We start from the raw sequence: 12,533 nt of genomic DNA on the forward strand, positions 1-12,533 counted from the left end.
TGCGGAATGAAAAAAGCAATCGCAATGGCAGACAACTGCATTGATGTCTACTACCGGATGGACCGGTACTATCTGACAGGCAACAGCATCGACTTCGCCCTCAACTACAAGGCGCAGGGCGGCGATGTGACCGAAATGACCGTGCTGGGCAACGATGTCTTTGCGGATGCGCTGGTGGAGCGGCTGAAGCAGCGCGATATTCCGCTGCGGGTGCTCAAAAGGATCGACCGCCCCACCGGTATGGCAAAGATGGACCTCGTAGACGGGGACAAAAAGCATCTGGAATTTCACGGCAACGCCATGGAGGAGATCGAGCTTTCCGCGGAGGATATGGAATTTGTCAAGGGCTTTGACATCGTGTATGCAGAGCGCTGGGCAAAGGCAGAGCGCTATATCGCTGCGCTGCGCCAGCCGGGGCAGATCTGGGTCTACGACTTTTCGAAACGACTGGAGCAGCCCTCCAACGACGCGCTTCTCCCCTATCTGGATTACGCCTTTTTCTCCTACGACAAGGATGATGACTATATCCGGGAATTTATGCGCCGCACGAAAGCGAAGGGCGCAGGCTGTGTGATCGCCATGCTGGGCGAGCATGGAAGCCTTGCCTACGATGGACAGAGATTCTATCATCAGGCGGCGGAAAACGTGCCGGTGGTAAATACGGTGGGAGCAGGCGATTCTTATATTGCGGCATTCACCTATGGCGTGAGCCTTGGGGAGAGCATCCCGCAGTGCATGGCACGGGGCAAGGCCCTCGCGACCCGGATCGTGCAGCAGTTTGAGCCTTATTTACAGGAAAAGGAGCAATAACGATGGAACTTTCACAGTTGTGTGCAGCAAATTATCATTACAAGCGCTATACGTTGGATTATTTTCTGGAATCTGCCGAGCGGCTGGGCTATCAGTCTATCGAACTGTGGGCATCCGGCCCCCACCTCCATCTGGAGGATTTCGACGCTGCCCGTCTGGCTGAGCTGAACCGCAAGATCAAGGCACATCATCTTGCTCTGCGCTGCTTTACGCCGGAGCAGTGCGTGTATGCCATCAGTGTTTCTCATCCGGATAAGGTCTATCGGGACCGCACCGTGGACTTTTTCAACCAGCACATCGAAGCGGCCGTGCAGCTGGACTGCGACCACATGGTGGTATCTACCGGCTTTGCTTATCTGGATGTGGATGCAGAGGACGCGTTTGGCTGGTGTGCAGAGGCAATGGGACGCATTGCCCGCAAGGCAGAGCAGGAGGGCGTGACGCTGGCGGTAGAGCCTTTTACCAAGTACACCACCCACATCTGCAATGAAGCAAGCCAGCTGCGCCGTCTGCTGCGCACGGTCAACAACCCGCGCCTTATGGGCTTGGCGGATACAGATGTCATCGCCACGACGGCGGTGGATACCTTCTCCACCTTCCTTGATGTGATCGGCCCGGAGAATCTGGGACACGTCCATTTTGTTGACGGTAACCCCGGCGGGCATCTGGTGCCCGGCGATGGTGTTCTGGATCTGGACGGGGCACTGGAAAAGCTCAAGGCAATCCATTATACCGGTGCGCTGGGTCTGGAAGTGCTGGACCGCCGCTATGTCTTTGCCCCCGAAGCTGCGATGAAGCAGGCGATGGACTGGTACAAGGAAAGGATATAAACGCGCGCTGCGCGATTAGCATTTTTGCCGCGCGTTTTCTAAGGCTCAATCCTCCAGCCTGCCGTGGTCACACCCCAGCGACAGATAGTGCCCCATCTCCCCTTTCAGCACTATCTGTGCATACTCCAAGGGCTTATTGTACAACAGCCAGTCCAGTTCTGCCCGCTGTGCTAGGGTGTTGCCGTACTCGTCCTCAATGGCGATGCAGTCAATGGCAACGGCAGAACCGTCAGCGAACCGGGCTTCTACACGGTTGGTGTCCATGTTGTAGCGGCAGGAAAGCAGTTTGTTCATAATCGTATCCTCCAAGACTTGATTTTTGATGAGCGGTCACTCAAATCAATGCCGTCAAGTCGTTGTTGGATAGGTCGATTTCATTTGTTCCAGAGTAAGTGCACGGTTTCTGCACGGATTTTGCACGGTCACACAGGATGCACAGGTGGATTTTCGTTGCAAAATCCGACAACAGATGCAAAAATCACACTGTTAAAAATTGCAGTGCATCGAATTAAAATGGCGATATAACGCAACTTCCATAAATTGAGATATGTGCCGGCGTGCGCTACGAATCAGTAGGCCGGGGGTTCGAGTCCCTTCCATCGCACCAGAAAATGCCGTGAAATCGAAAGATTTCATGGCTTTTTTGTTTTGTAAACCATGGCTGCACGGTTTTTGCACGGTCGGTGTTATCCATGTCCGATTATGTAGGGCGCTGTATTGCATTGCAATCAGTGCCCTTTTTTGCATCAGGTGAGCAGTGCCAGGCGCAGCTTTGCCTTCATTTCCGGGTCGGCATGTTCGATCTGCCTCTGACGTTTTACCGCCTCCTCGTTGGTGGGAAAGCTCTCCCATTTGTCGCAGCTCTTGCCGTGCTCGTCCTGATAGGTGTACTATTTTTCAATTTCCTCTTGCAATTTACAATTGCAGTTGTTATGATACGGGCAGGAATAGAATGTGCAAAAAGTATTCTGCACAAGGCAGCAATGCGATTTTTACATGGAGGAGGCAGGCATATCATGTATGTGGATTGGGAGTATTACAAGATCTTCTATTATGTGGCGAAGTATCAGAACTTTACCAAGGCCGCGCGGGTGCTGGGCAACAATCAGCCCAATATCACCCACTCGATGAACCGGCTGGAAAGCCAGCTGAACTGCGTGCTGTTCATCCGCTCCAATCGGGGTGTGACCCTGACACCGGAAGGTGAGATGCTCTACTCCCGCATTGCTTCGGCGGCGGTGCAGATCCAGGATGCCGAGGAGGAGCTGAGCGCCAGTGCCACGCTGGAACACGGAACCATCAGCATCAGCGCCACCGAGACGGCGCTCAACATTTATCTTTCCAAAAAGCTGCGGGATTTCCATACCGAATATCCCGGCATCCGGCTGCGCATCTCGAACCACTCCACCCCGCAGGCGGTGCAGGCCGTGAAGAACGGCGAGGTGGACTTTGCCATTGTGAGCACCCCGGCGGAGATCGAGTCGGGGCTGAAAATGGTGGAGCTGAAGCCGTTTTACGAGGTGCTGGTGGGCGGCAGAACCTTCACCGCGCTGGCAAGTCAGAGCCTGACCCTGAAAGAGCTGCGGAGCTATCCCCTCATCTCCCTCAGCGACGAGAGCGTGACCCGCAGCCTGTACCGGCAGTTCTTCCTGGATCACGGCGCGGTCCTCAAGCCGGATACGGAAGCCGCCACCACCGACCAGATGCTCACGCTGGTCAAAAGCGAGCTGGGCCTTGCCTTTGTGCCGGAACCCATGGCGAGGGATGGCCTGGAGCGTGGCGAGCTGGTGCAGCTCCACCTGCAGGAGATCATCCCGACCCGTTCGATCTGCCTTGTTTACGACCGCCACCGCCCGCTGAACACGGCGGCGCGGAAATTCCAGCAGATGCTGACCAAGGCAGATCCGCCCCGCCCGGCCGAATCGAAGCAGACTGAGAGCATCTCTTTTGTGTCCCAATAAAATGCTGTCAAGATGAGGCCGAGTGTTCGCGGCGCTGCCCCGGCTTCTGCCGGCTTTTCTAAGGCATAAAATGACCCCGGAGCGTTTGCTGTGATGCATCGCTCCGGGGTTTTGTGATGTTATGGGTTACTGGCCGCAGGAGTGCCCGCCGCAATGATGCTCACCGCAATGGTGGCCCTCGCCGTGGTCGTGGTGGTCGCAATGGGCGTTGGGGTCAAAGCGGAGCTTTCCGGCCAGATAATCTGCTACTGCCGCGTCTGCCGGGCCGCTGATCCCGCCGAACAGCCGGATGCCTGCCTGTGCAAGGGCGTTCTGTGCCCCGGGGCCGATGCCGCCGCAGAACACCACATTGGCATTGTGCTGGGCCAGAAAGCCCACCAGTGCGCCGTGGCCCTGCCCGTTGGTGGAGACGACCTCGCTGGCCGTCACCTGTCCGTTTTCGACCTCGTAGAACTTGAACTCTGCCGTGTGGCCGAAGTGCTGGAATACCATACCGCTTTCATAAGGGATTGCGATCTTCATGGGGGATGTCTCCTTTTTTCTTTTATTATAACATAATCCGGGAGACAATAAAACCCCGGAACACGGGGCGATTTTGCGGAGCTTTCCCTCAATTACAGTTCTCCCGTTTTCAGCTTGGCCAGCACCTCGTTCAGGCTGGTGCATTCCATGGTATACAGGCCGCGCATTTCATCGTCGGCGGGGAGCAGATCGGGCACCATGACGGTGACAAAGCCCCCGGCGGCACCGGCGCGGACACCGTTGTAGCTGTCCTCCAGCACCAGCGTGTGGGCGGGGTCGGTGCCCAGCTTTTCCGCCGCCAGCAGGAAGATCTCCGGGTCGGGCTTGGAGTGTTTGACCTGCTGGCCGGATACCAGCGCCTTGAAGTAGTGGGTCAGCCCCCAGTTGTTCAGGTTGCCCTCGATGACATGGACCCGGCTGGAGGAGGCCACTGCCATGGGGATGTGGTTGGCATCCAGCCAGGCCAGCAGCTCGTCCAGCCCCGGCTTTTTGGGCACCGGTTTCTGGAACTCCTCATCGGCCACCCGGTGCAGGCTGTCGATGATGGCGTTGGCATCGCAGTCCTCTCCGTAGAACTGCCGTACGATGTTACGGGAAGTTTCGCCTGCTGTGCCGCGTTCAGCCTCGGCAAGGCCCTCCTTATACTCCAGACCCAGCGCCGCCAGCGCCGGTTTCCAGAAAGTAGCCCACATCCGCTCGGTGTCGAACATCAGGCCGTCCATATCAAAAATCACGCCGTTGATCATAATGGATTGGTTCCCTTCTTGATGAGATAATACTTTGTCTAACCTCTTAGCCATCGCTATCGCTCGGCAGGCCCGGGTTGCGGCTCCCAGCATCCACTTCGTGTTGTAAACAACACTTATGTCTTGCTGGCCGCGGCCCCAACAGCAACGCCCTTTATCCGCCACTGGCGGCGGTTGTTGCTGTTGCTCCTAATAGGGGAGCCTTTGGCAAAACTGGAAACCTGCCCGGACTGCCAAGGCCTCCCCTACTAGGGGAGGTGGCAAAACCGATAGGTTTTGACGGAGAGGTTTAACAGCAGGGGCCGCTGTGGGAGAAGCCCTGCTTACAGCAATAATATCACAATTTGCGACAACTTACAGCCCCCAAACATGAAAGATTTTGCGTTTCCTTGCAAATCCGGCTCATGCTACTATAATAGAAAACAACATTCGGCATTTCAGGTGCGGGCGCGTGCCGCGCAAAATCTGCTGTGTGAGATCAGAAAAGAGGGAAATATATCATGTTGGATATCAAGATCACTCGTACCACTTCTCCCAAGGAGAAGCCCCAGGACGAGACCAAGCTGGGCTTCGGTAAGAAATTTACCGACCACATGTTTGTGATGGATTATACCGAGGGCGAGGGCTGGCACGATGCCCGCATCGTCCCCTATGCACCCTTCCCGCTGGACCCGGCCACGGTGGTGTTCCACTATGCGCAGGAGATCTTTGAGGGCATGAAGGCTTACCGCACCGCGGATGACACCATTCAGCTGTTCCGCCCTGATTGCAACGCAAAGCGTTTCCAGGATTCTGCCGACCGTCTGTGCATCCCCAAGATCCCGGAGGAGGATTTTGTGCAGGCTGTTGAGGCTCTGGTGGATGTGGAGCGCGACTGGGTGCCCCATACCGATGGTGCTTCCCTGTACATCCGTCCCTTCATTTTTGCAAACGATGTGGGTCTGGGCGTGCACGCTTCCAAGCACTATATCTTCTGCATCATCTGTGCTCCCTCCGGCGCTTACTACGCCGAGGGCATCAACCCCGTCCGCATCTACGTTGAGGATGAATACATCCGTGCCGCTCCCGGCCTGACCGGCTTCACCAAGTGCGGCGGCAACTACGCTGCTTCCATCAAGGCCGGTGAGCTGGCCGAGGAGCAAGGCTACGCACAGGTGCTGTGGCTGGACGGTGTGGAGAAGAAGTACGTTGAGGAAGTCGGCAGCATGAACATCATGTTCAAGATCGACGGCAAGGTCTACACCGCTGCAACCGTCGGCACCGTTCTGCCCGGCGTTACCCGCCGCAGCTGCATCGAGCTGCTGAAGGATTGGGGCTATGATGTCATCGAGGGCAAGCTGGCCATTGCGGACATTATGCAGGCCGCCCGCGAGGGCAAGCTGGAAGAGGTCTTCGGCACTGGTACCGCCGCAGTCGTCTCCCCTGTCAAGGAGCTGGTCTGGAAGGGCGAGCACGCCTACATTGGCGATGGCAAGATCGGCCCTGTGACCCAGAAGCTGTACGACACCATGACCGGGATGCAGTGGGGCAAGATCCCCGATACCAAGGGCTGGATCGTTCCGGTTGAGAAGAAGTATTGATCCTTCCCGCGCTTCTCTCTGTTCAGAATTTTTGCAAACGCCGCCGGGTGGGGAATGCCGCCGGGCGGCGTTTGCCGTATCATAGAACCTCTCAGCCGCCTACGGCGGCAGCTCCCCTAGTCAGGGGAGCCAAGTTTACGATACCGTTTTCTTGCCTCTCCTGCTAGGAGAGGTGGCAATGCGAAGCATTGACGGAGAGGTTTTGTTCCCCGATTGCTTTTCCGCCTGCACAGTGCTAGACTATGTGCAGAAAAACAGAAACGAGAGGGAACTGGAATATGGTCAAAAAATGGAGCGTCAGCTATCCTGCGGTGAACGGCGTGGAGCAGCGCCGGGTGTATGTCTACCTGCCCACCATGTACGAAGCCGACCCGGAGCGCCGGTATCCGGTGCTGTATATGTTCGACGGCCAGAATGTGTTCTTTGATGCGGATGCCACCTACGGCAAGAGCTGGGGCGTGGCGGATTATCTGGACTACACCGATACCCCGCTCATCGTGGCGGCAGTGGAGTGCAATGCAGGCCCCAACAACGAGCGCCTTGTGGAGTATTCGCCCTACCGCTTCGATGACCCGACCTATGGCCACTTTGACGGCAAGGGGCAGGCGACCATGAGCTGGTTCATCCACCGGTTCAAGCCCTTCATTGACCACAATTTCCGCACCCTGCCGGACCGGGAGTACACGTTTATTGGCGGCAGCTCCATGGGCGGCCTGATGAGCCTGTATGCTCTGCTGCAGTATAACGATACCTTCAGCCGCGCGGCAGCCCTGTCGCCGTCGATCTGGGTGTCTCCTGAAAAGCTCAGCGGTCTGGTGGGCCGCGCAAAGCTGGAGCCCGGCACGGTGCTCTACATGGACTACGGCTCCCAGGAGATGGGCAGCCACGAGGGGATGCGCAGGGAATTTGCCGAGATGTGCAGCAAGATCATGGTCCGGGGCATCCACCTGACCAGCCGCCTGGTGCCCGGCGGCACCCACAGCGAAGCCAGCTGGGAAAAGCAGCTGCCGTTCGTGTTCCATACTTTGATGTACGAGTTGGACTGAACCTCTCCGTCATCCCTTCGGGATGCCACCTCTCCTGGTAGGAGAGGCGCGGAGCGCCTGAGAGGTTTTTATAGAGGAGGGAACTACATGGAAACACAATACTTCAAGGATTACAGCCCCGCACTGGGCCGGGAGATGGAATGCAAGGTCTACGGCCACGCAGGCCGCCCCATGCTCTTTATCCCCTGTCAGGATGGCCGTTTCTTCGACTTTGAGGACTTCCACATGGCCGGTACGCTGGCACCGTGGATCGAATCCGGGCAGATCATGGTCATCTCCATCGACACCATCGATCAGGAGACCTGGTCCGACACCAACGGCGACCCCTACTGGCGGATCCGCCGCTATGAGCAGTGGATCCGCTACATCGTGGAGGAAGTCGTGCCCAAGATCCAGTATATCGCCAAGGAGCGCAACGGCTGGGACAGCCTCCCCGGCGTGATCGCCTTTGGCTGCAGCCTGGGCGCGACCCATGCCGTCAACCTCTACCTGCGGTTCCCCTATCTTTTTGATGGTTGTCTGGCCCTCAGCGGCATCTACACCGCAAAATACGGCTTTGGCGATTACATGGACGAGGTGGTCTACCAGAACTCCCCCGTGGACTATATGGCCAACTTCCCCACCGACCACCCCTATATGGACCTCTACCGCAGCAGGAAGGCGGTCATCTGCTGCGGTCAGGGCGCTTGGGAGCAGCCCGATACCACCCGGCAGCTCAAGCAGATCTTTGAGCAGAAAGGCATCCCTGTCTGGGTGGACCTGTGGGGCTATGATGTCAAGCATGACTGGGATTGGTGGTATCAGCAGGTCGTGTATTATATGCCTTATATTCTAGGATAAAAGAGGAATCATCAAGCTATGCAGAATTTTATCTTTATCTCCCCCAATTTCCCCACCAACTACTGGCAGTTCTGCCGGGAGCTGAAAAACGACGGCATGAACGTGCTGGGCATCGGTGACCAGCCCTATGATGAGCTGAAGCCGGAGCTGAAAGACAGCCTGAACGAATACTACAAGGTCGGCAGTCTGGAGAATTATGACGAGGTCTACCGTGCGGTGGCGTTCTTCGCCTTCAAGTATGGCCGCATCGACTGGCTGGAATCCAACAACGAGTACTGGCTGGAGCGGGATGCGGCCCTGCGCACGGACTTCAACATCAAGTCCGGCTTCCAGACCGAGGATATGCCCCGCATCAAGTACAAGAGCAAGATGAAGGAGTATTACCAGAAGGCCGGCATCGCCACCGCCCGTTACCACATGGTGGACGACCTGGAAGGCTGCAGGAAGTTCATCGACGAGGTGGGCTATCCAGTGGTGGTCAAGCCGGACAACGGTGTGGGTGCCTCCGATACCCATAAGCTGTCCAGCGATGAGGAGCTGAAGCGCTTCCTGCTCTACAAGAGCACCTATCACCCCGACCTCTCCTACATCATGGAGGAGTTCGTCCACGCCGAGGTCAACAGCTACGATGCTATCATCGACGGCAGCGGCAACCCCATCTTTGAGGCGGGCAACGTCAGCCCGGTGTCCATCATGGACATCGTCAACGACAACGATAACTCCATCTACTATATCATCAAGGACCTGCCCGAGGATACCCGCGCCGCCGGACGTGCCGCCGTCAGGAGCTTTGGCGTGAAGAGCCGGTTCGTCCACTTTGAGTTCTTCCGCATGACCGAGGATCAGGTCGGCATGGGCAAAAAGGGCCAGCTCGTGGCGCTGGAGGTCAATATGCGCCCCTGCGGCGGCTTTACCCCGGATATGATCAACTTTGCCCGCTCCACCAACGTGTACAAGATCTGGGCGGATATGATCGCCTTCGGCGGCACGGATATGCCGGTGGGTGAGCACTACTACTGCCCCTTTGCGGGCCGCCGCGATGGCAAGAACTTTGTGTACAGCCATGAGCAGATCATGCAGAAGTACCAAAAGAATATGCGGATGGTGGACCGCATCCCCGAGGCTCTGTCCGGTGCCATGGGCAACCAGATGTACGTTGCAACCTTCTTCACCCGCGAGGAGATGGAGCAGTTCTACTCCGATGTGTTGGCTGTGAACGACCCTGTCAACGCCAAGGTGCAGAAGGAGCTGGCCGAGGTGCTGGCACTGGGCGAGCCCACCACCACCGCCCTCACCGAAAAGCCGAACCTCTCCCCCGCCGTGAAGCCCACCACGGCTGTGACCAAGACGCGCAGCCGGAAAAAGTAAGTGCATAGAATTTAGCTTGAACCAGGAGCTGCCGGACATTTCTCTGCCCGGCGGCTTTTTGCTACACTTTTTTCACGGTGCACAAAAAACAATACGCTTTTTTGGGTATCGTGCGAATAGACACAGCAAAGAACCTTTGGTATTATAAATTCGTAAAAACAAGACGTTACTCCTCGGAGGCGCTACTTGCATCGAATTCCCTTTCTAAAACAAGGGGAGTAGTGTGAGCTGCTGCATTCGGGGTTTTTCTTTTTGTCCGAAAATTCGATGCAGGGAGTAGAACGGTATGAAAATCATCCGACAGATCAACAACAATGCCGCCCTGGCACTGGACGGAAACGGCAAGGAGCTGGTGGTGCTGGGCCGGGGGGTCGGGTTCCCCAAAATGCCTTACGAGCTGACGGATCTTTCCCGCATCGAGCGAACGTTTTACGACGTGAACCCCAAATATTTTGGCATGGCGGCCGATCTGCCCCGCCCGCTGGTGCTGGCCTGCGCCGAGATCACGGAGCGGGCTGAGATCGAGCTGGACTGTGCGCTGAACCCAAACCTGCCCTTTACCCTGGCCGACCACCTGAACTTTGCGGCGGAGCGGCTGCGCAAGGGCATCGAGATCTCGACCCCGCTGGCTTACGATGTGCGCCACCTGTACCCCAAGGAGACAGAGCTGGCCAAACAGGCACGGGAGCTGCTGGCGCGGGAAGCCGGGCTGAAGCTGCCAGACAGCGAGGTGGTGAACATTGCCCTCCACCTCATCAACGCCGAGGCGGAAGCGGGCGATATGCACTCCATGATGATGACGCTCAAGGCCCTTTCGGACGTGGACGGCATCGTGGAGAAACAGCTTGCTATTACGCTCAACAAAGAGAGCTTTTCGTATTCCCGGTTTTCCATGCATCTGCGCTACCTCATCCAGCGGCTTGCCTCCGGCAGGCAGGTGGAGGAGCGGATCAGCGGGATGCTAGCCCAGATGCGGCGGGACTATCCGCAGGCGTATCAATGTGCCCGCGCTATCGCGGACTATTTCCGGGCCGCCTGGAACTGGCAGTGCAACGATGAGGAGATCGTGTACCTCATGCTGCACATCACCCGCCTGCAGGAGAAGAACGAGGCCTGAACCGGCCCGCTTCCCTGCCCACCTTTTTGCATGAATCCACCCAATGGCGCGCGTTGGGCGGTTCAGAAGATATTGACCGAGAGGGAGGTCCTCTGCCATGGATCGTAAACAGTTCCTGGAGCAGCTGGCTGCTCCGGCCGGCGGAAAAGAAAACATAGGCCTGTGTGATTTCCGCAGCGGTTGTCTGTCCGTTACCGTAAAGGACCGCAGTGTGATCGACCTCAACGCGATCCGCGGGCTGCCCGGTGTGGCTGACGCAGAGCTTCTGCGCAGCAGGCTCCGGATCACCCCGGATCAAACCATCATGGAGGAATTGCAAATGGCAAAAAAAGAAGATTACGGCGCATTGGCAAAACAGATCCTCAGCCTGGTGGGCGGTGCCGAGAATGTGAGCAACGCCACCCATTGTGCCACCCGTCTGCGCTTTAACCTGAAAGATGAATCAAAAGCCGATACCGATGCCATCAAGGGCCTGGCCGGTGTTGTGGGCGTTGCCCAGGCAAACGGCCAGTATCAGGTGATTATTGGTGCCGAGGTCACGCAGGTGTACGAGAAGCTCAGCGGGATGCTGGGCACCGCCCCTGCCGCCGCAGCCCCCGCCCCCAAGGGCAAGTGGTACGACCGTGTCATCGACACCCTGACCGGCATCTTTACCCCTATCCTGCCCCCGCTGACCGCAGCAGGCATGATCAAGGCCGTGCTGGCCATCCTGGTGGCGTTCAAGCTGGTCAGCAATACGTCCAGCACCTACCAGGTCATCAACTTCATGGGCGATGCCACGTTCTATTTCCTGCCTATCCTGCTGGCTAACTCGGCGGCGAAAAAGCTGGGCTGCAACCCCTACCTGGCCATGATGCTGGGTGGCATCCTGATCCACCCCAACTTTGTGAACCTGGTGGCTGCCTCCAAGGAAAGCGGCGAGGCCATCACCATCTTCATGCTGCCCATCTATAACGCCTCCTATTCTTCGTCCGTGATCCCCATCATCCTGGGCGTGCTGCTGATGTCCAAGGTGGAACCCTGGGCTACCCGCATCTCCCCCAAAGCCATCCGCTTCTTTACCGCTCCGCTGCTGACCATGTTCATCTGCGGCATTGCCACCCTGTGTGTGCTGGGCCCGGTGGGCTATGTGGTCTCCAACGCCCTGGCCGCTGTGATCAATGGCCTGAGCACCCTGGCACCCTGGCTGGTGCCCACCATCGTCGGCGTGTTCCTGCCGTTCCTGGTCATGACAGGTACCCACCACGCCCTGACCCCCATTGGCATCAACAACCGTATGACCATCGGCTTTGACACCATCATCTATCCGGGCCAGCTGGCCTCCAACGTGGCACAGGGCGCTGCTGCTCTGGCCGTTTCCATCAAGACCAAGGACCCCGAACTCAAGCAGCTGACCTCCGCCACCGGTATCACCGCCGTCTGCGGCATCACCGAGCCGGTCCTGTTCGGCGTTACCATGAAGATCCGCACCAACATGATCGCAGCCATGGCTGGCGGCGGCGTGAGCGGCTTCTTTATGGGCCTGATGAACACCAAGAACTACTCCGGCGGCTCTCCCGGTCTGCTGACCCTGCCCAGCTACATTGGCCTGGATACCCCCATGACCAACTTCTACTATGCCTGCGCCGGTGCAGCCATTGCCTTTGTGGTGGCCTTTATCGTCTCGTTCGTCCTGTTCCGTGACGAGAAAAAGAACTGATCCCCGGACGCTGC

Annotated in this window: 12 protein-coding genes; 9 read left to right on the forward strand and 3 right to left on the reverse strand. The window is 57.4% G+C overall.

Going from position 1 to position 12,533, the window contains the following annotated elements; genetic code table 11:
• The first annotated feature begins 6 nt into the window (after positions 1-6).
• Positions 7-810 (forward strand): PfkB family carbohydrate kinase, encoded by an 804-nt coding sequence (locus MTP40_RS00345; RefSeq protein WP_156074183.1) that lies wholly within the window; start codon positions 7-9, stop codon positions 808-810.
• Positions 811-812: 2 nt separating this feature from the next.
• Positions 813-1,640: a sugar phosphate isomerase/epimerase family protein gene (locus tag MTP40_RS00350; RefSeq protein ID WP_249259630.1), complete on the forward strand. Its 828-nt coding sequence runs from the start codon at positions 813-815 to the stop codon at positions 1,638-1,640.
• Between the two features lie 45 nt (positions 1,641-1,685).
• Here MTP40_RS00350 and MTP40_RS00355 read toward each other — a convergent pair whose 3' ends face one another.
• Positions 1,686-1,934, reverse strand: coding sequence for a DUF6061 family protein (locus MTP40_RS00355; protein WP_249259631.1), 249 nt, complete (start codon positions 1,932-1,934; stop codon positions 1,686-1,688).
• 722 nt (positions 1,935-2,656) lie between these two features.
• On the opposite strand from MTP40_RS00355, the gene MTP40_RS00360 reads away from it, so the two are divergent.
• On the forward strand, positions 2,657-3,601 hold the full coding sequence (locus MTP40_RS00360) for a LysR family transcriptional regulator (RefSeq protein WP_156059165.1): 945 nt from the start codon (positions 2,657-2,659) through the stop codon (positions 3,599-3,601).
• Between the two features lie 126 nt (positions 3,602-3,727).
• Here MTP40_RS00360 and MTP40_RS00365 read toward each other — a convergent pair whose 3' ends face one another.
• On the reverse strand, positions 3,728-4,123 hold the full coding sequence (locus MTP40_RS00365) for a NifB/NifX family molybdenum-iron cluster-binding protein (protein WP_249259632.1): 396 nt from the start codon (positions 4,121-4,123) through the stop codon (positions 3,728-3,730).
• A gap of 92 nt (positions 4,124-4,215) precedes the next feature.
• Positions 4,216-4,869, reverse strand: coding sequence for an HAD family hydrolase (locus MTP40_RS00370; protein ID WP_154277599.1), 654 nt, complete (start codon positions 4,867-4,869; stop codon positions 4,216-4,218).
• Positions 4,870-5,369: 500 nt separating this feature from the next.
• Here MTP40_RS00370 and MTP40_RS00375 point away from each other — a divergent pair, with 500 nt between their 5' ends.
• The 6 genes from MTP40_RS00375 (at position 5,370) to MTP40_RS00400 (ending at position 12,519) form a co-directional block, all read left to right on the forward strand.
• On the forward strand, positions 5,370-6,449 hold the full coding sequence (locus MTP40_RS00375; protein WP_005928914.1) for a branched-chain amino acid aminotransferase: 1,080 nt from the start codon (positions 5,370-5,372) through the stop codon (positions 6,447-6,449).
• A gap of 278 nt (positions 6,450-6,727) precedes the next feature.
• On the forward strand, positions 6,728-7,495 hold the full coding sequence (locus MTP40_RS00380) for an alpha/beta hydrolase (protein WP_249259633.1): 768 nt from the start codon (positions 6,728-6,730) through the stop codon (positions 7,493-7,495).
• 87 nt (positions 7,496-7,582) lie between these two features.
• Positions 7,583-8,335, forward strand: coding sequence for an esterase family protein (locus MTP40_RS00385; RefSeq protein ID WP_097773053.1), 753 nt, complete (start codon positions 7,583-7,585; stop codon positions 8,333-8,335).
• A gap of 18 nt (positions 8,336-8,353) precedes the next feature.
• Positions 8,354-9,703, forward strand: coding sequence for an ATP-grasp domain-containing protein (locus MTP40_RS00390; protein ID WP_249259634.1), 1,350 nt, complete (start codon positions 8,354-8,356; stop codon positions 9,701-9,703).
• 286 nt (positions 9,704-9,989) lie between these two features.
• On the forward strand, positions 9,990-10,820 hold the full coding sequence (locus MTP40_RS00395; protein WP_249259635.1) for a PRD domain-containing protein: 831 nt from the start codon (positions 9,990-9,992) through the stop codon (positions 10,818-10,820).
• A gap of 97 nt (positions 10,821-10,917) precedes the next feature.
• Complete coding sequence (locus MTP40_RS00400; RefSeq protein WP_249259636.1) at positions 10,918-12,519, forward strand: PTS transporter subunit EIIC; 1,602 nt, start codon at positions 10,918-10,920, stop codon at positions 12,517-12,519.
• Positions 12,520-12,533 lie beyond the last annotated feature (14 nt).

It is taken from the genome of Faecalibacterium sp. IP-3-29 (genome assembly GCF_023347335.1).
GTDB lineage: Bacteria > Bacillota > Clostridia > Oscillospirales > Ruminococcaceae > Faecalibacterium > Faecalibacterium duncaniae.